This is a genomic window from Nocardioides ginsengisegetis, assembly GCF_014138045.1.
GTDB classification, from domain to species: domain Bacteria; phylum Actinomycetota; class Actinomycetes; order Propionibacteriales; family Nocardioidaceae; genus Nocardioides; species Nocardioides ginsengisegetis.
Genome location: NZ_JACGXA010000001.1, coordinates 794,207 through 809,424, shown reverse-complemented (window position 1 = coordinate 809,424; position 15,218 = coordinate 794,207). Strand labels below are relative to the sequence as shown.

Sequence of the window (15,218 nt, the reverse complement as noted above, 5' to 3'; positions counted from 1 at the left end):
CTCGCTCCTCAACCACCGAAGGTCACCTCTTCTGTTGGGCGGCGAGGCTGGCGGCGTCGGCGACGAGGTCGCGGCCGATCTGCACCTGGCGGGCGTACTCCACCGGGTCGCCGGCCTTGAGGGCGCGGTCGGCGGCCTCGAAGGCGCTCTCGGCGGCGGCGAGCTTGGTGCGGATCTGGGCGCTGAGCGAGCTGGTCCCGTTCCCGTTCCCGTTGCCATTGCCGTTGCCATTCCCGTTCCCGCTGCCGTCGGGCGGCGTGACGGTGCCGTCGACGCCGAGCACGTCGGCGAGCGCCTGGTGGAGGGTCGGGCCGATGCCCACCTCCCCGCCGTACGACGCGAGCACGAACTGCAGGCTCGGGTAGCCGGACGTGGAGCCGGCGCGGACGGCGTAGACGGGCTCGACGTAGATGAGCCCGTCGGCGACCGGGAGGGTCAGCAGGTTGCCGAAGATCGGCGGCGCGTCACCGGACTGGAAGGGCAGCAGCGCAGCGCGCACGTCGCTGTTGGAGGAGAACTTGTTGGCGATCAGCCCAGGACCGTCCGTGCGCGAGTCGGGCAGGACCAGCGCCCGCATCCGGCCGTAGGTCGACGGGTCGGTCGCGTCGGAGTCGACGGAGACGAACGCCGCCAGGTTGCTCTTGTTGTACGGCGTGAACACCGACGTCAGCGAGAACGTGCTGCGCTCGCCGCCACCGTCGACCGGCTGGTCGACGAAGAGCCGGTACGGCGGCTGCAGGTGCCCGTTGGTGTTGGGGTCCTCCGGCACCGACCAGCGGTTGTTGCCCTGGTAGAAGTCGCCGGCGTCGGTGACGTGGTAGCGGGCGTACTGGAAGCGCTGCACCTTGAACAGGTCCTCGGGGTAGCGCAGGTGCTGCAGCAGGTCCGGCGGGATCTCCGACTTGTCCTTGACCGTGCCGGGGAACGCGCTCCGCCACGCCTGCAGGATCGGGTCGGTCTCGTCCCACGCGTAGAGCGTGACGGTGCCGTCGTAGGCGTCGACGGTCGCCTTGACCGCGTTGCGCATGTAGTTGATCTCGTCGGTCGGCAGCGTGCGGATGCCCGCGTTGTCCTGCAACGAGTCGTCGGTCATGTCCTTGAAGGAGTCCTTCTCGGCACCGGGGTAGCGATCGGTGGTCGTGTAGCCGTCGAGGATCCACTCCACGCGTCCGTCGACGACCGCCGGGTAGGGGTCGGAGTCGATGGTCAGCCACGGCGCGAACTTCTCGACGCGGTCGCGCGGGTTGCGGTTGTAGAGGACCTGGCTGTTCTCGTTGACCCGCTCGGACAGCAGGAAGTTCGGCTCGCCGAACTTCACGGCGTACATCAGCTGGTTGAAGAAGCCGCCGATCGGCACCCCGCCGGTGCCGGCGTACGTCGTGGTGTCGTCCTTGGCGTCCTCGGACCCGGAGTCGGCGTTGGCCAGGTCGAGCTCGACGTCCGGGCCGCCGGGCGCCTTGCCCACGATGGAGTAGTCGGGGCTCTGCTCACCGAAGTAGATCTGGTTCTGGAAGTCACCCAGGGCGTGCTGCGCCGTCGGCTCGTCGGCCGTCGGCAGGCCCTCGGCCCACTGGATGCTCGTCGCCTCGGCCTTGTTGTTCTCCGGACGCTGGTTGGCGTACGCCGCGACCACGCCGTTGCCGTGGGTGTAGACGGTGTGCAGGTTGGACCAGTTCTGGTCGTTGGCGTTGATCCGCGACTGGTCGAGCTCGCGGACCCCGAGGACCAGGGCCCGGTCGACGCCGCCGATGTCGTAGCGGTCGACGTCGAGCACCGGCGCGACGGAGTAGTAGGTGCGCGGCTGCTGGTTCTGCTGGAAGGTCTCGCGCACGAGCTGCGGGTCGACCAGCGGCGTCGACGAGGTCTGCCCGTCGAGCTGGGCCAGCTGACCGGTCGAGACCGAGGAGTTGCTGGTGTAGTTGGTCTCCTCGACGTCGCTGACGTCGTACGCCGCCCGCGTGGCCTCGATGTTCTTCGAGATGTACGGCGCCTCCTTGTCCGCCTCGGACGGCTTGACCTGGAACTGCTGCACGATGCCCGGCCAGATCAGGCCGAGCAGGACGGCCGACAGCGCGAGCAGCGCCAGCCCGACCGACGGGAGCAGCCAGGTGCGGCGCCAGACGTTGAGGAAGAACAGCACGGCGCAGATCACCGCGATGCCCATCAGGATGTTCTTGGCCGGCAGCACCGCGTGGTCGTCGGTGTAGGTCATGCCGGTGATCAGGCCGCCGGACTGGTTGACCAGGTCGTAGCGGTCCAGCCAGTAGTCGGCCGCCTTGGCCAGCACGAAGACGCCGAGCAGCACCGACAGCTGCGCCTGCGCCGCCCCGGAGAGCCGGTCGTGCGAGGTCTGCAGCCGGATGCCGCCGTAGAGGTAGTGCACGATCGCGGCCGCCAGCAGCGCCACCACGGTGACCGCGAGGGTGAAGTCGACGAGGTAGTGCAGCCACGGCAGGTCGAAGACGTAGAAGCCGATGTCCTTGTGGAAGTAGGCGTCCTCGGCGTGGAACGGCACGCCGTTGCGCCACAGCAGGTAGTTGCGCCACTCCCCCACCGACGACGTGCCGGCGAAGGCGCCGAGCACCAGCGAGATCCCGACGAGCAGCCAGGTGCGGATCGGCGTGACGGCGTCGCGGTAGCGGTCCAGCCCGGTCTGCTCGGGCGAGTGCGGCCGGAAGATCGGCCGCAGCCGGTAGGCGAGGTAGATGTTGGCGCCGACCACGATCGCCATCAGCGCCCCGAACACCAGGAACAGCCCGGTCTTGGTCCAGAACAGGGTGGAGAAGACCTCGCCGTAGCCGCCGGCCTTGTACCAGAGCCGGTCGGTGTAGAGCCCCGCGAAGGTGGAGAGCCCGAAGAAGGCGAAGACGAGCACGACGCCGGTGATGACCAGCGCGCGGGAGCGACGTCCGGGGCGCTCGGGCGGCGGGGTGTCGCGCGGGTCGTCGTCGAAGAGCTCGCTCACCGGTCAGTCCTCCGTGTGTTCTGGCGTGTGTTCGTCGTCGGTCAGCGTGGCGCCGAGCAGCGCGAGGAGCTGGGGCACGAGGTCGGCCCCGCCCACCACCGACTGGTCGTCGTCGTGGGCGCGCAGCCGCAGGGCGCAGTACGTCGATCCCGCGCGCGTCGCGCCGGCGACGATCCGGACCTCCTGCCGGTCGGGGTGCTCGCGGGCGAACTCCTCCGCGCCGGCCGGGTCGTCGGGGATCTGGTCGTCGGCGTCCGGGGGCAGCACGAGCCGCTCGACGACGGCCGCGCAGCCGGCGACGCCGTCGGGCCACACGATCGACTCGAGCACCGTCTCCAGCGGCCGGTCGGGGGCGAGCTGGTCCTGCTCGACCGGGGTCAGCGACCCCTGCGCCGAGGACGCGTCGAGCCCCATCGCCGAGGCCAGCGCGGGCTCCTGCGCGACCAGGCGGGCCGTGTCGACCAGCGCGTAGAGGCGGGCGGGCTGGTCCCAGCCGCCCTGCGCGATGTGCTGCTCGATCTCCAGGACTGCCGCGGCCAGGGCCGGGTCGACGTCGAGGTCGGCCGTCAGCTCGGGGCTGAGGTCCGGGTTGAGGTCGGGCTGGTCGTCAGTCACGGGTCACCATTCGCTCGTGGGTCACTTGTCGGTGCAGGAGGGCAGGGCGGCGTCGTGGTCCTTCGCCCAGGCCTCGATCGAGGCCACGGCGTCGTGCATCGTCGTCGCCTTCACCAGGCGCATGTCCCCGTGGGGGGCCTGCAGCGCGTCGCTGCAGTTGTCGGGCGGCACCATGAACAGCTGGGCCCCGGCGTCGCGGGCGCCCACGATCTTCTGCTGGATGCCGCCGATCGGTCCGACGTGGCCCTTCGCGTCGATCGTGCCGGTGCCGGCCACGATCGCGCCGCCGGTCAGGGATCCGGGGGTCAGGGTGTCGTAGATGCCGAGGGAGAACATCAGGCCGGCGCTGGGGCCGCCGATGTTGGGGTCGATCTTCACCGACACCTGGAACGGGAAGACGTAGCCGATCCCGATCTGGATGCCGATCTTCGGCGAGCCGTCCGTCTCGACCGGCGTGACCTGCACGGTGACGGACTTGCCGTCGCGCCGGACCGTGAGCGGCAGCGACCTGCCGGGCGGCGTGTTGCCGATGGCGTTGGTCAGGTCGTCGCTCTGCCGGACCGTGACGCCGCCGACCTTCTCGATGATGTCGCGCACCTTGAGCTTGCCGTCGGCCGGCGCACCCTTGGTGACGCTGAGGACCTCGAGCGCCGGCTTCACGTCGTACCCCAGCTCGTGCAGCGCCACCGCGGTCGCGTTGTCCTGCGAGGACACCATGTCGACGGCGCCCTCCTGCTGGTTCTGCTCGGGCGTCTCGTCCTGCTGGTAGACCGCGTCGTAGGGGTAGACCGCGTCGTCCTTGCTGATCCAGTCGTGCATCAGCTCGAAGAGCGTGACCTTCGAGGGCCGCGGCTGGGAGACGTAGACGGTGGTCATCCGCAGCTCACCGTCGTCGCGGTAGGTCTTGTGGCCGGTCACCTGGATGATCTCGTTGCCGTGCGTCTCGGCCAGCACGTCGAGGGTGAGCCCGGGCTCGTAGGTGACGTAGGGCAGGCCCTCCGTCCCGGCCTTCCACCACAGGGCGACCAGAAGGGGCACAGCGACGAGGCCGGCCACGATCCGCTGCGTCATGCGGCCAAGCCTCTCACCCGGCGGCAACTGACGTGGCGCAGGTCAGGAAACCCTGCGCGAGGGGCGTACGGCGATGCCGGTGCTGCGGTCGCGCGCGGGCGTGCGCGCGGCGTAGGGAGTGGGGCGCTTCGGCTCGCGCTGCATCGCGGCGGACAGTCGCGCGACCGCCACGTCCCGGTCGACCTCGCCGCGGCCCTCGCGGCCCAGCCAGCTCACCCACACCATCGCCACGGCCGTGACGACGACGGGCGGCACCAGCCAGAAGAGGATCTCCACGCTGCAAGGGTAAGGAGCGGCGGACCCTTCACTCGGCAGGCTCGCCTAGGGCGAGCCGACCCACTCCTCGGTGCCGTCGCCGAACTGCTGGTGCTTCCAGATCGGGACCTCGGCCTTGAGCGTGTCGATCAGCGCCCGCGACGCCGCGAACGCCTCGCCGCGGTGGGCAGTGGTGGTGGCCACGACCACCGCGATGTCGCCGATCGCGAGGGTGCCGACGCGGTGGACGGCGGCGACGCCGTGGACGTCGTACTCCTCGGCGACGCGCTCGCAGACCTCGCGCATCTTGTCCAGGGCGGTGGGGTGCGCGGAGTAGTCCAGCCCGTCGACGTCCTTGCCGCCGTCGTGGTCGCGCACGCGGCCGACGAAGAGCGTCAGGCCGCCCGAGGCCTCGTCGTCCAGGCAGGCCACGACCTCCGCCACGTCGAGCGGGGTGTCCCGGATGGCGACCAGGCGGACGGCGGGATTGCTCACGCCCCCGACCCTAGTGGGCGGGCTCGCGTCTTGCCGCTGCCGCGTACGGTTGGGGCATGAGCGACGAGCCCGGCAAGAACTCCGACGAGCCCGAGGAGAGCGGCCAGAACCCCTTCAAGGGCACGCCCTTCGAGCAGCTGTTCGGTGCCGGCGGGCTCGGTGGGCTGGGTGGCGCCCTCGGCGGGATGGGCCTCGGTGGCCCCGGCGGCCAGATGCCCGACCTCGGCCAGCTCTTCAGCCAGCTCCAGTCCCTCATGCAGCCCCACGAGGGCACCCTCAACTGGGACTACGCCCTCGACCTCGCCCGCAAGAGCGCGGCGCGGACCAGCGACCCCTCCCCCACGCAGAAGCAGAAGGACGCCGTCGCCGACGCCGTGCGGCTGGCCGACCACTGGCTCGACGAGACCACGTCGTTCCCCTCCGGCGTCACCTCGACCGCGGCCTGGAGCCGCGCCGAGTGGATCGTCGGCACCACCGACGTCTGGAAGGTGCTGGTCGAGCCGATCGCCGAGGGCTCGGTCAACGCGCTCGGCGGCGCGCTGCCCGAGGAGGCCCGGGCCATGTCGGCCCCCATCCTCGGCATCCTGGGCAAGGCCGTGGGCGCGATGCTCGCCACCCAGATCGGCAGCGGCCTCGGCGCGCTGGCCGGTGACGTGCTGAGCGTCTCCGACATCGGGCTGCCCCTCGCCCCCGCCGGCAAGGCGGCCCTCGTGCCCGCCAACATCGCGGCCTTCGCCGAGGGTCTCGACGTCACCGAGGACGACGTGCTGCTCTACCTCGCGCTGCGCGAGGCCGCCCACCAGCGCCTGTTCGCCCACGTGCCGTGGCTGCGCGAGCACCTCATCGGCGCGGTGGCCGACTACGCCCGCGGCATCGAGATCAACGCCGAGGGCATCCAGGGCCGCATCGAGGAGCAGATGCGCGGCGTCGACCCGGCCAACCCCGAGTCGATGCAGGAGCTGCTCGACGGCGGCCTCTTCGACCTGCCCAAGTCGCCGGCCCAGGAGGCCGCGCTCAACCGCCTCGAGGTCACCCTCGCCCTCGTCGAGGGCTGGGTCGACGAGGTCGTCGGCCAGGCCACCCACGAGCGGATGCCCGCCGCGGCCAAGCTCCAGGAGGCGTTCCGGCGCCGCCGGGCCGCCGGCGGTCCCGCCGAGGAGACCTTCGCGACGCTGGTCGGCCTCGAGCTGCGCCCGCGCCGGCTGCGCGACGCCTCCACGCTGTGGGGCTCGCTGCGCACCCGGCAGGGCACCGAGGCCCGCGACGGCGTCTGGATGCACCCCGACCTGCTGCCGACGGCCGCCGACCTCGACGACCCGCTCGGCTTCCGCGAGGACGCCTCGGCGCCGGACGAGATGACCGACGACGACTTCGACGCCGGCCTCAAGCGCCTCCTCGACGGCGAGTGAGCCTCCACGCCGACGCGCTGGCGGTGCTCAGCGGCTGGGTCGCGCCCACGCCCGCCCAGGACGAGCTCCGCCAGCGGTACGTCGACCACCTGGCCGCGCACGACGACGGGGTCTGGCGCGGCTGCTTCCCCGACCACCTGACCGCGGGCACGCTCGTCGTCGACGAGTCGGGCGAGCACGTGCTGCTCAACCTGCACCGCAAGGCCCGCCGCTGGTTCGCCTTCGGCGGTCACTGCGAGCCGGGCGACCGGACGCTGGCCGACGCCGCGCTCCGCGAGGCCCGCGAGGAGTCGGGGCTGGCCGACCTCCGCTTCGACCCCGTGCCCGCCCATCTCGATGAGCACGCCGTGCCGTTCTGCGACCCGCGCGGCGAGGTGCGCCACCTCGACGTCCGCTTCGTCGCGCAGGCACCGGCCGGTGCCGACCACGCCACCAGCGACGAGTCGCTGGACGTGCGCTGGTGGCCCGTCGACGGCCTGCCCGAGCTCGAGCCGGAGATGCACGAGCTGATCGCGGTCGCCCGCGCCCGGTTCGCCTGAGCGCCCTCCGCCGGGCTCAGTCGGCCTCGTAGCCCGGCGGCAGCGTCAGCTTCGCCGCGGCGGACCAGCCGAGCAGGTAGCCCTTCGCCCGCTCGGCGTGGGGATAGCGGTCGACCCACGCCCAGAACTTCGCGTCGTGGCCGGTCTCCAGCAGGTGCGCGAGCTCGTGGACCAGCACGTAGTCGATGACCCAGGCCGGCATCCCCTGCAGCCGCGCCGAGAGCCGGATCGTGCGGTCACCGGGCGTGCAGGAGCCCCACCGCGACCTCTGGTTCTCCACCCAGCGCACCGACTCGGGCCGGGGCAGCCCGCCGAGGTACTTGTCACTGAGCCCGAGGGCGCGCTGCAGCAGCACGTCGTCGGAGGGACGCCGGCGCTTCTCGGACCGCTCGAGCCGCGCCAGCATCGTCTCGACCCACTCGGCCTCCTCCTTGCGGGAGAGCGAGGCGGGGATCATCACCACGATCCGGTCGCCGTCGCGGTAGGCCGAGACGGTACGCCGGCGACGCTTGGAGCGACGTACCTCCACCTCGGGTCGCGGCGGCTCGGTGGTCATGGCTCAAACTAACCGTTCGCCCAGCTCAGCAGGCGCTCCTGCGGCCAGGTGTTGACGATGCGGTCCGGGTCGATGCCGGCCGCCTCGGCCCGCTCGCAGCCGTAGACGAGGAAGTCGAGCTGTCCGGGGGCGTGCGCGTCGCTGTCGATGGAGAACAGGCAGCCCACGTCGCGGGCCAGCTCCAGCAGCCGTGTGGGCGGGTCGCGGCGCTCCGGGCGGGCGTTGATCTCGACCGCGACATCGTGCTCGACGCACGCCGCGAAGACCGCCTCCGCGTCGAACTGGGAGCCCGGGCGCGTGCCGCGGTTGCCGGTCACGAGCCGGCCGGTGCAGTGGCCCAGGACGTTCGTCCGCGGGTTGCGGATCGCGCCGATCATCCGCTTCGTCATCGCCGGTGCGTCCATGGCCAGCTTGGAGTGGACGCTGGCGACGCGGACGTCGAGGCGGGCCAGCAGCTCGTCGGTCTGGTCGAGCCCGCCGTCGTCGAGGATGTCGACCTCGATGCCCTTCAGGAGCGTGAAGCCGGTGCCGGAGAGGTGGTCGTTGACGGCGTCGACGACGTCGAGCTGGCGGGCCAGCCGCTCGGCGCTCAGCCCGCGGGCGACCTTCAGGCGCGGCGAGTGGTCGGTCAGCACCTGGTAGTCGTGGCCGAGCTCGATCGCGGTGAAGGCCATCTCCTCGATCGGCGAGCCGCCGTCGGACCAGTCGGAGTGGGAGTGCAGGTCGCCGCGGAGCCGGGCCCGCAGGTCGGCACCCCCGGTGGTCAGCGGTCCGCCGTGCTCGGCCTCGAGCTTCGCCAGCCGCTCGGGCACGACGCCGGCCACCGCGTCGGCGATCACCTTCGCCGAGCTCGCGCCGACGCCCGGCAGCTTCGTGATCGTCCCGTCGGCGACCGCCGCCGCCACCTCGTCGTCGGACATCGGCAGGATCGCCGCGGCCGCGCCGCGGAACGCCTTGACCTTGTAGGTGTCCTCGCGCGCCCGCTCCAGCAGGAAGGCGATCCTCCGCAGGGCCGCGACCGCGCCCCCGTCGTACGCCTCCGACACGCCTGGACCTCCCGATTTCTTTTCTCCACAGCCCGTGGACAGACATTCTTGCTGGTCAGCGCGCCGTACGTCGCCCCGGCGCCGCACGAGTCCACAGCGTTCTCCCGGCCGGACGCCGGTTCTCCACCGGTCCGGCCGCCTCGTCCACAGGGTTGTCCACAACGTTGTCCACAGGCTGGGAGTCGGATCCGGTGGACTTCGTTGACCGCGCCCTCACGCGCTCGTAGCGTCTGCGGCAGACGAGGCCCCCGACCCGTCGACCGACACGAGCAAGGGGAAGGCACGTGTCGCGAGACGGGCTCGGGGGTCTCTTCATGTCAGCGGCCCCGAAACTCCGGCGCCCGCTTCTCCTGCGCGGCCCGGATGCCCTCCTGGAGGTCCTCGGTTGCCAGCGTGATCGGCTGCGCCATCGCCTCCCACTGCAGGCAGCTCTCGACGTCGGCGTGGCCGCCGCCCTGGAGCGCGAGCTTGGTCAGCTTGCTGGCGATCGGCGCGGTCGCGGCGATCCCGGCAGCGGTCTCGACCACCTCGTCCAGGAAGCTCGTCGGCTCGACGACCCGCGAGACGAGGCCGAGGCGGAGCGCCTCGTCGGCGTCGACGACGCGCCCGGTGAGCAGCAGGTCGCGGGCGTGGGCCTCCCCCACGACGTTGGGCAGCAGGTAGGTGCCGGCCATGCCGGCGTGCATCCCGAGCTTCACGAACGGCACGCCCATGCGGGCGCCGGAGGCGGCGTACCGGATGTCGCAGGCGAGCGCCATGCACAGCCCGGCGCCGATCGCGGGCCCGTTGATGGCGGCGATGGTCGGCACCTCGAGCTTCCGGATCGACAGCCAGGACCGGTAGAACGCCAGCATCCGGGTGCGCAGGCGGTCGACGGAGGCGTCCGGCTCGCTGGCGATCCAGCTGGTGTTGCCGCCCGAGCAGAACGCCGATCCGGCCCCGGTCACCACGACCGCACGCACGCTGGGGTCGGCGGCGATCCCGTCGATCGCGGTGACCCAGGAGGAGGTCATCTCGTCCGACATCGCGTTGCGCATCTCGGTGTTGTCCAGGGTCAGCAGGACCACGCCGTCACGCGGGCGCTCGACGCGCAGGTGCGGCAGGGTCTTCTCAGGGGTGGTCGACATGCGCACAACGTACTGAGCGCGCTCGCGACACGCCGTGACCCGCTTCACGCAAAACGGTGCGCCTGCGCACGCTGGGCGGGCGTGTGCCGTAGGGTCGAGGCGGCTCGACGGCATCCGCTGTTGGGCTTCCGGCGGGCTTCCCTTTATCCCCGTCGCGACGACCGAAAGAAATACATAGGCAAGGAGGCCGTCATGGCGGAGACCTGGAGCGGCGAGTTCTACTGCGTGAAGTGCAAGGAGAAGCGCGAGGCGGAGGGCGAGGTCAAGGTCAACGACAAGGGCACCCGCATGGCCAAGGCCGTGTGCCCCGTCTGCAGCACCAACCTCAACCGCATCCTCGGCAAGGCCTGATCGCGAGAGATCGCCCCACGAGTTGAGACGGCGGCGCCGCCCGGTCCACGTGACCGGCGGCGCCGTCGGCCATTTCGGGGGTTGGTGAGCCGAGCGCCTGTGGAGAGCGTCGGCGGGCCATCGGGCTCCCGTGCCATCGTGCCGGGATGACCCTGCTCCCCGAAGGCCTGCCAGCGCGGCCGGTCCTGCTGCCCGGGCTGCGCGTCCTGCGCCGCGACGAGGACCACCTCCAGGTCGGCATCGACCCGCCCCGCCGCCTCGTGGTCCCCGACCTGTCCGAGGTCCGGGCCCTGCTGGAGGGGCTGCGCCGAGGCACGCCCGTGCGTCCGTCCTCCCCGATCGGTCACCGCACCCTGGCCGCCCTGCACGAGGCCGGACTGCTGGTCGACGCCGCCGCGCTCGACGCCGCGCTCGCCGCGGCGGCGGACCGGGCGGCGACGGCGTCGGTCTTCGCCGAGCACGGCACCGACGCGCTGCGCCGGCTCGCGGCCCGTCGCGGCGCGCGGGTGGCCGTGCACGCGGCGCCCGACCTGGCGACACCGCTCACCGACCTGCTGCTGCGGTCCGGGGTCGAGCCCATCGAGGAGGACGCCGACCTCGTCGTGGTCGCGGCCGACACGGTGGTGCCGCGCGCCGACCTCGACGACCTGGTCCGCGAGGGACTCCCCCACCTGGTCGTGTCCGGCGGCGTCGTCGGCCCGTTCGTGGTGCCGGGCACCACCGCCTGCACCCGTTGCGTCGACGCCCACCACGCCGACGCCGATCCGCGGCGCTCGCTGCTGCTCGAGCAGTGGCCGGACCGTCCCGCGCCCGGGCCGGAGCCGCGAGACCCGGTCCGGACGGCGCTCACGCTGGCGTGGGCCGTCCGCGAGGTGGTCGGGGTGCTCGACGGTGACGAGCCAGCCACGTGGTCGGCCACCCTCGAGGTCGGTGCGACGGGCGGTACGTCGCTGCCGCGGCGATCGACGTACGCCCGGCATCCGCACTGCGGCTGCGCGTGGGGCGACGCCTTGGCCGGGTAGCCGGGACTACCAGTACTCGCTGTCGAGCTTGCCCTCCATGGCGCGCAGGTTCGCGCGCGAGCAGGTGTCGCAGTAGGTGCGCCGCCGGCCGTTCTCGACCGAGATGCTCCACGTGAGGGTCTTCGCCTCGTCCTGCTCCTGGCGTCCACAGAAGTCGCAGGTGGTCACGGACTGCGTCATGGCGCCAACCTACGCCCCACCGCCTGCCACGGGGCATGACAAGAGCCGGGCACGACGACGGCGTCGTGCCCGGCTCTCTGTGTCACCCGCGATCAGGTGTTCCTGCCCGGAGAGGTGCGCCCGACGGGCGCCGTGCTCCGGTCCTACAGTGCGCGGGCGAGGGCGAGACGTGCCTGCTGCGCGGCCAGCTCGGCCTTGCGGCTGAGTCGGCGGGAACGGGCCAGAAGGTGACCCTGTCGCAACTGCTGCGCCTCTCCCAGGCGCGCGGACATTTGCGCGCGGGCCAGGTTTTCGTGCATGAGACTCATGGTGGTGCTCCGGTTCTGTGCAGTGTTCATGGGATGAGTTCCAGGTCTTTCGTTGTCGGGCGACGGCGGACGCTTACGCGGCCACCTCGTTCTTGCGAGGGCGGCCGCGGGGCCGCTTGCGGGGGATCACCACTCCCTGGAGGAAGAGCTCACCGCCCCAGACGCCCCAGGGCTCACGTCGTTCGAGAGCGCCGTCGAGGCACAGTGCCTGGACCGGGCAGTCCTGGCAGAGCGTCTTGGCGAACTCCACGTCGGCGGGAGATTCGGCGAACCACAGTTCCGGGTTGTTGGCCCGGCACGGCAGCAGCTCGACGTCCACCTGGCCGGCCTGGTCATGAAGATGTCCCAGGGTCGGCTCGGCAGCCCCATCGTTGCGGTCGAGAACGCTGATGGTCATGTGTCACCTCCTTCGTCTGACCTGATCGCGTCGGGTGTTGCAGGAAACTTGGGGGTTCGTGCGACTCGTCCGGGGAAACAGAAAGGCCGCGGATCCCGGTGAGGGTTCCGCGGCCTGGAGGCTGCCGATGCTGTTGACGGTGTCAACAGGTCGGTGGTCTCCAGGCAGTGGTCCCCGGGAAGGTGCCCTGGGCGTAGCCCGGGGCTCCCGTGATGACGAGGGCGGCCTTGCGGTCGCGGAGCACGGACGTGGTCGCAACCGGGGTGCCGCAGATGCCCTGGGTCGTCGCGAAGGCGTGGCCGGATGCGGGCATGCCGAAGGACGACGGGATCTGAACCGTCATCTGGGTCTTGGTGCTGATCATCAGGGCCACCTCCTTCGGTGAGTCGGGCGCCGGCGTTGTCAGGGCCGTGTGCGCGGGTTGCTGTGCTGGAAAACTATCGCGCGTTCCGTGTAATGGGCAAACGATTTACTGGGTATTTCTCGAAAAAAGTTGGAAATCGGCCCTCAGCGGAGCAGGGCGAGCACGTCGTCGCCGTACTTGTCGAGCTTGGACCGGCCTATACCACTGATCTTCAGCATCCCCTCGGGCGTCGTCGGCCGGTGCTCGGCGATGAGCTGGAGGGTCGCGTCGGTGAAGATCACGAAGGCCGGCACGCTCTCCTCCCCCGCCCGCTCCTTGCGCCAGTCCCGCAGCCGCTCGAACAGCTCCTCGTCGTAGGACGCCGGGCAGTCCTCACAGCGACCGCGCTTCTTCTCCGGGCCGGTGTGCAGCGGCTTGCCGCACTCGCGGCAGCTGGCCACCTTGCGGTTGCGGGCGGCGGCCTGCTCGACCTTGTGGTCCTCGGGCAGCAGCGGGTCGAGGAAGCGCGACGGCTTGCGGCTGCCGCGACCGCCGGGGTTGCGGGCCAGTGCCCAGGACAGCGCGAGGTCGACCCGGGCGCGGGTCATGCCGACGTAGAGCAGGCGGCGCTCCTCCTCGATGGCGGCCGGGCCCTCGGCGTAGGTGATCGGGAGGGTGCCGTCCTGGAGGCCGCAGAGGAACACCGAGTCCCACTCGAGGCCCTTGGCCGCGTGGAACGTGGCCAGGGTGACGCCGTCGGCGACGGGCGCGTGCTGCTCGGAGGCGCGTCGGTCGAGGTCGTCGACGAAGCTGCCCAGGTCGGCGCTGTCGGTCTTGGCGAACTCGGTGGCCTGGCTGACCAGCGAGTGCCAGGACTCCCATCGGTCGCGGGTCTGGCCGCGGGTCGTGGGCGCCTGCTGGGTCCAGCCCATGCCGGCCAGGGTGCCGTGGACGGTCTCGAGCAGGCCCTCGGGGCCCTCGCCGCCCTCGCCGGAGCGCGCGGCCCCCCGGAGCCGGGTGACGGCCTCCCGCACCTCGGGACGGTCGAAGAACCGCGCGGCGCCGCGGATGACGTAGGGGATGCCGCGGCTGGTGAGGGCGTCCTCGAACGCCTCGGACTGGGCGTTGATGCGGAACAGGACGGCCACCTCGGCCAGCGGCCGGTCCTGCTCGCGGAGCTTGGCGATCCGGGCGGCGACGTGCTGGGCCTCGGCGACCTCGTCGGGCAGGGCGGTGTAGGTGACCGCCGGGCCGGAGGGGCGCTGGGCGCGCAGCTCGACGCCCTTGCTGGCGGAGCGGGCGAGCAGGGTGTTGGCGGCCTGCACGACCTCGGGGCTGGAGCGGTAGTTGCGGACCAGCTCGATCGAGGTGGTGCCGCGGTGCTTCTGGGCGAAGTCGCGCAGGTAGGAGGCGTTGGCGCCGGCGAAGGAGTAGATGGTCTGCGCCGGGTCGCCGACCACGCACAGCTCGTCGCGGCCGCCGAGCCACAGGTCGAGCAGCGCGGACTGGATCGGCGAGACGTCCTGGAACTCGTCGACGACGAACCATTTGTACTGGCGGCGGACCTGGGCGGCGACCCGCTCGTCGTCGGCGAGCATGCCGGCGTTGAAGAGCAGCACGTCCTCCATGTCCATCCGGCCCTGGCTGCGCTTGACGTCCTCGTAGGAGCCGAAGACGCGCGCCACCGTGTCGGCGTCGTGGCCGGTCACCGAGCGTCCCCGGGTGGGCGCGACGCGGGCATAGTCGTCGGGGTGGACGTTGCTGACCTTGGCCCACTCCACCTCGGAGGCGAGGTCGCGCAGCAGCGCCTGGTCGGCGCTCAACCGCTGCTTGCGGGCGGCGGTGGCGAGCAGGCCGATCTTGGACTCGATCAGCTGGGGCAGCTCGGTGCCGTGGACGGTGGGCCAGAAGTAGCGCAGCTGGCGCAGCGCCGCGGAGTGGAAGGTCCGGGCCTGCACCCCGCCGGCGCCCAACGCCCGCAGCCGGCCCCGCATCTCACCCGCGGCGCGGGTGGTGAACGTGACGGCCAGCACCTCGGTCGGCGCGTAGACGCCGGTGGCCACCCCGAGGGCGATCCGGTGGGTGATCGCGCGGGTCTTGCCCGTGCCGGCACCCGCCAGCACCCGCACCGGACCGCGCAGCGCCTCCGCGACCCGGCGCTGCTCCGGGTCGAGCGCCGCAAGAAGGTCGTCGGGGGTGGGCATGGAGGAACAACTCCTGGGGAAGGATGGTTGGGACTTCGTTGACTTGCACGACCCTAGACGCCGGAGGCGACAGTTCGAATGAGTGGTTCCTTCACGATGTACTCCACCCCGTGGTGTGGCTACTGCCACCGCCTCAAGGGGCAGCTCGACCGCGAGGGGATCGCGTTCGAGGTCGTCGACATCGAGCAGAACCCCGAGGCTGCGCAGATCGTCGAGTCCGCCAACAACGGCAACCAGACGGTGCCGACGCTGGTCTACTCCGACGGGTCCGCGCACACCAACCCCTCGCTGATCCAGGTCAAGGAGAAGCTGGCCGAGCTGGCCAGCTGACGCTC

The 15,218-nt window shown here is 71.6% G+C and carries 18 protein-coding genes; 5 read left to right on the top strand and 13 right to left on the bottom strand.

Annotation, left to right across the window (positions count from 1 at the left end; translation table 11 throughout):
• Positions 1-22: 22 nt before the first annotated feature.
• The 5 genes from FB382_RS03790 to FB382_RS03770 are packed head-to-tail and all read right to left on the bottom strand — an operon-like array spanning position 23 to position 5,401.
• Positions 23-2,965: a UPF0182 family protein gene (locus FB382_RS03790; protein WP_182536930.1), complete on the bottom strand. Its 2,943-nt coding sequence runs from the start codon at positions 2,963-2,965 to the stop codon at positions 23-25.
• Positions 2,966-2,968: 3 nt separating this feature from the next.
• Positions 2,969-3,580 (bottom strand): PPA1309 family protein, encoded by a 612-nt coding sequence (locus tag FB382_RS03785; protein WP_343055477.1) that lies wholly within the window; start codon positions 3,578-3,580, stop codon positions 2,969-2,971.
• A 21-nt stretch (positions 3,581-3,601) separates the two neighbouring features.
• Positions 3,602-4,651, bottom strand: coding sequence for a YlbL family protein (locus FB382_RS03780; protein WP_182536928.1), 1,050 nt, complete (start codon positions 4,649-4,651; stop codon positions 3,602-3,604).
• Positions 4,652-4,693: 42 nt separating this feature from the next.
• Positions 4,694-4,927, bottom strand: coding sequence for a hypothetical protein (locus FB382_RS03775; RefSeq protein WP_343055476.1), 234 nt, complete (start codon positions 4,925-4,927; stop codon positions 4,694-4,696).
• 45 nt (positions 4,928-4,972) lie between these two features.
• Positions 4,973-5,401: a molybdenum cofactor biosynthesis protein MoaE gene (locus tag FB382_RS03770; protein WP_125038487.1), complete on the bottom strand. Its 429-nt coding sequence runs from the start codon at positions 5,399-5,401 to the stop codon at positions 4,973-4,975.
• A 56-nt stretch (positions 5,402-5,457) separates the two neighbouring features.
• Here FB382_RS03770 and FB382_RS03765 point away from each other — a divergent pair, with 56 nt between their 5' ends.
• The gene (locus tag FB382_RS03765) at positions 5,458-6,810 is read left to right on the top strand and encodes a zinc-dependent metalloprotease (RefSeq protein ID WP_182536926.1); all 1,353 of its coding nucleotides are present in this window, start codon (positions 5,458-5,460) and stop codon (positions 6,808-6,810) included.
• On the top strand, positions 6,807-7,349 hold the full coding sequence (locus FB382_RS03760) for an NUDIX domain-containing protein (protein ID WP_182536924.1): 543 nt from the start codon (positions 6,807-6,809) through the stop codon (positions 7,347-7,349). The genes FB382_RS03765 and FB382_RS03760 overlap by 4 nt, the downstream gene beginning before the upstream one ends.
• Before the next feature lie 16 nt (positions 7,350-7,365).
• Here FB382_RS03760 and FB382_RS03755 read toward each other — a convergent pair whose 3' ends face one another.
• The 3 genes from FB382_RS03755 to FB382_RS03745 all read right to left on the bottom strand — a co-directional run bounded on the left by FB382_RS03755 (position 7,366) and on the right by FB382_RS03745 (position 10,078).
• Positions 7,366-7,905, bottom strand: a complete 540-nt coding sequence (locus tag FB382_RS03755; protein ID WP_182536922.1) for a M48 metallopeptidase family protein — start codon at positions 7,903-7,905, stop codon at positions 7,366-7,368.
• Between the two features lie 8 nt (positions 7,906-7,913).
• Positions 7,914-8,951, bottom strand: a complete 1,038-nt coding sequence (locus FB382_RS03750) for a PHP domain-containing protein (protein ID WP_182536920.1) — start codon at positions 8,949-8,951, stop codon at positions 7,914-7,916.
• A 317-nt stretch (positions 8,952-9,268) separates the two neighbouring features.
• On the bottom strand, positions 9,269-10,078 hold the full coding sequence (locus FB382_RS03745) for an enoyl-CoA hydratase/isomerase family protein (RefSeq protein ID WP_182536918.1): 810 nt from the start codon (positions 10,076-10,078) through the stop codon (positions 9,269-9,271).
• 192 nt (positions 10,079-10,270) lie between these two features.
• Between FB382_RS03745 and FB382_RS03740 the strand changes: the two genes are divergently transcribed.
• Positions 10,271-10,429, top strand: a complete 159-nt coding sequence (locus FB382_RS03740; protein WP_091115022.1) for a DUF5679 domain-containing protein — start codon at positions 10,271-10,273, stop codon at positions 10,427-10,429.
• 146 nt (positions 10,430-10,575) lie between these two features.
• Complete coding sequence (locus tag FB382_RS03735) at positions 10,576-11,451, top strand: hypothetical protein (protein ID WP_182536916.1); 876 nt, start codon at positions 10,576-10,578, stop codon at positions 11,449-11,451.
• Between the two features lie 6 nt (positions 11,452-11,457).
• On the opposite strand, the gene FB382_RS03730 is transcribed toward FB382_RS03735, so the two are convergent.
• From FB382_RS03730 to FB382_RS03710, 5 genes are all read right to left on the bottom strand, one after another.
• Positions 11,458-11,631, bottom strand: a complete 174-nt coding sequence (locus FB382_RS03730) for a hypothetical protein (RefSeq protein ID WP_182541638.1) — start codon at positions 11,629-11,631, stop codon at positions 11,458-11,460.
• Between the two features lie 143 nt (positions 11,632-11,774).
• Complete coding sequence (locus FB382_RS03725; RefSeq protein ID WP_246377084.1) at positions 11,775-11,930, bottom strand: hypothetical protein; 156 nt, start codon at positions 11,928-11,930, stop codon at positions 11,775-11,777.
• Positions 11,931-12,012: 82 nt separating this feature from the next.
• Positions 12,013-12,336, bottom strand: a complete 324-nt coding sequence (locus FB382_RS03720; protein WP_125038493.1) for a WhiB family transcriptional regulator — start codon at positions 12,334-12,336, stop codon at positions 12,013-12,015.
• Between the two features lie 142 nt (positions 12,337-12,478).
• Entirely contained in the window at positions 12,479-12,700 is a 222-nt protein-coding gene (locus FB382_RS03715) for a hypothetical protein (RefSeq protein ID WP_182536914.1), read from the bottom strand.
• 143 nt (positions 12,701-12,843) lie between these two features.
• Complete coding sequence (locus tag FB382_RS03710) at positions 12,844-14,883, bottom strand: ATP-dependent DNA helicase UvrD2 (protein WP_182536912.1); 2,040 nt, start codon at positions 14,881-14,883, stop codon at positions 12,844-12,846.
• A 78-nt stretch (positions 14,884-14,961) separates the two neighbouring features.
• Here FB382_RS03710 and FB382_RS03705 point away from each other — a divergent pair, with 78 nt between their 5' ends.
• Entirely contained in the window at positions 14,962-15,213 is a 252-nt protein-coding gene (locus tag FB382_RS03705; protein ID WP_125038496.1) for a mycoredoxin, read from the top strand.
• Positions 15,214-15,218 lie beyond the last annotated feature (5 nt).

Coding starts and splice junctions, on each gene's coding strand:
- FB382_RS03705 (WP_125038496.1), top strand. CDS start 14,962: ATGAGTGGTTCCTTCACGATGTACTCCACCCCGTGGTGTGGCTACTGC.
- FB382_RS03715 (WP_182536914.1), bottom strand. CDS start 12,700: ATGATCAGCACCAAGACCCAGATGACGGTTCAGATCCCGTCGTCCTTC.
- FB382_RS03730 (WP_182541638.1), bottom strand. CDS start 11,631: ATGACGCAGTCCGTGACCACCTGCGACTTCTGTGGACGCCAGGAGCAG.
- FB382_RS03735 (WP_182536916.1), top strand. CDS start 10,576: ATGACCCTGCTCCCCGAAGGCCTGCCAGCGCGGCCGGTCCTGCTGCCC.
- FB382_RS03765 (WP_182536926.1), top strand. CDS start 5,458: ATGAGCGACGAGCCCGGCAAGAACTCCGACGAGCCCGAGGAGAGCGGC.
- FB382_RS03780 (WP_182536928.1), bottom strand. CDS start 4,651: ATGACGCAGCGGATCGTGGCCGGCCTCGTCGCTGTGCCCCTTCTGGTC.
- FB382_RS03710 (WP_182536912.1), bottom strand. CDS start 14,883: ATGCCCACCCCCGACGACCTTCTTGCGGCGCTCGACCCGGAGCAGCGC.
- FB382_RS03745 (WP_182536918.1), bottom strand. CDS start 10,078: ATGTCGACCACCCCTGAGAAGACCCTGCCGCACCTGCGCGTCGAGCGC.
- FB382_RS03720 (WP_125038493.1), bottom strand. CDS start 12,336: ATGACCATCAGCGTTCTCGACCGCAACGATGGGGCTGCCGAGCCGACC.
- FB382_RS03755 (WP_182536922.1), bottom strand. CDS start 7,905: ATGACCACCGAGCCGCCGCGACCCGAGGTGGAGGTACGTCGCTCCAAG.
- FB382_RS03725 (WP_246377084.1), bottom strand. CDS start 11,930: ATGCACGAAAACCTGGCCCGCGCGCAAATGTCCGCGCGCCTGGGAGAG.
- FB382_RS03740 (WP_091115022.1), top strand. CDS start 10,271: ATGGCGGAGACCTGGAGCGGCGAGTTCTACTGCGTGAAGTGCAAGGAG.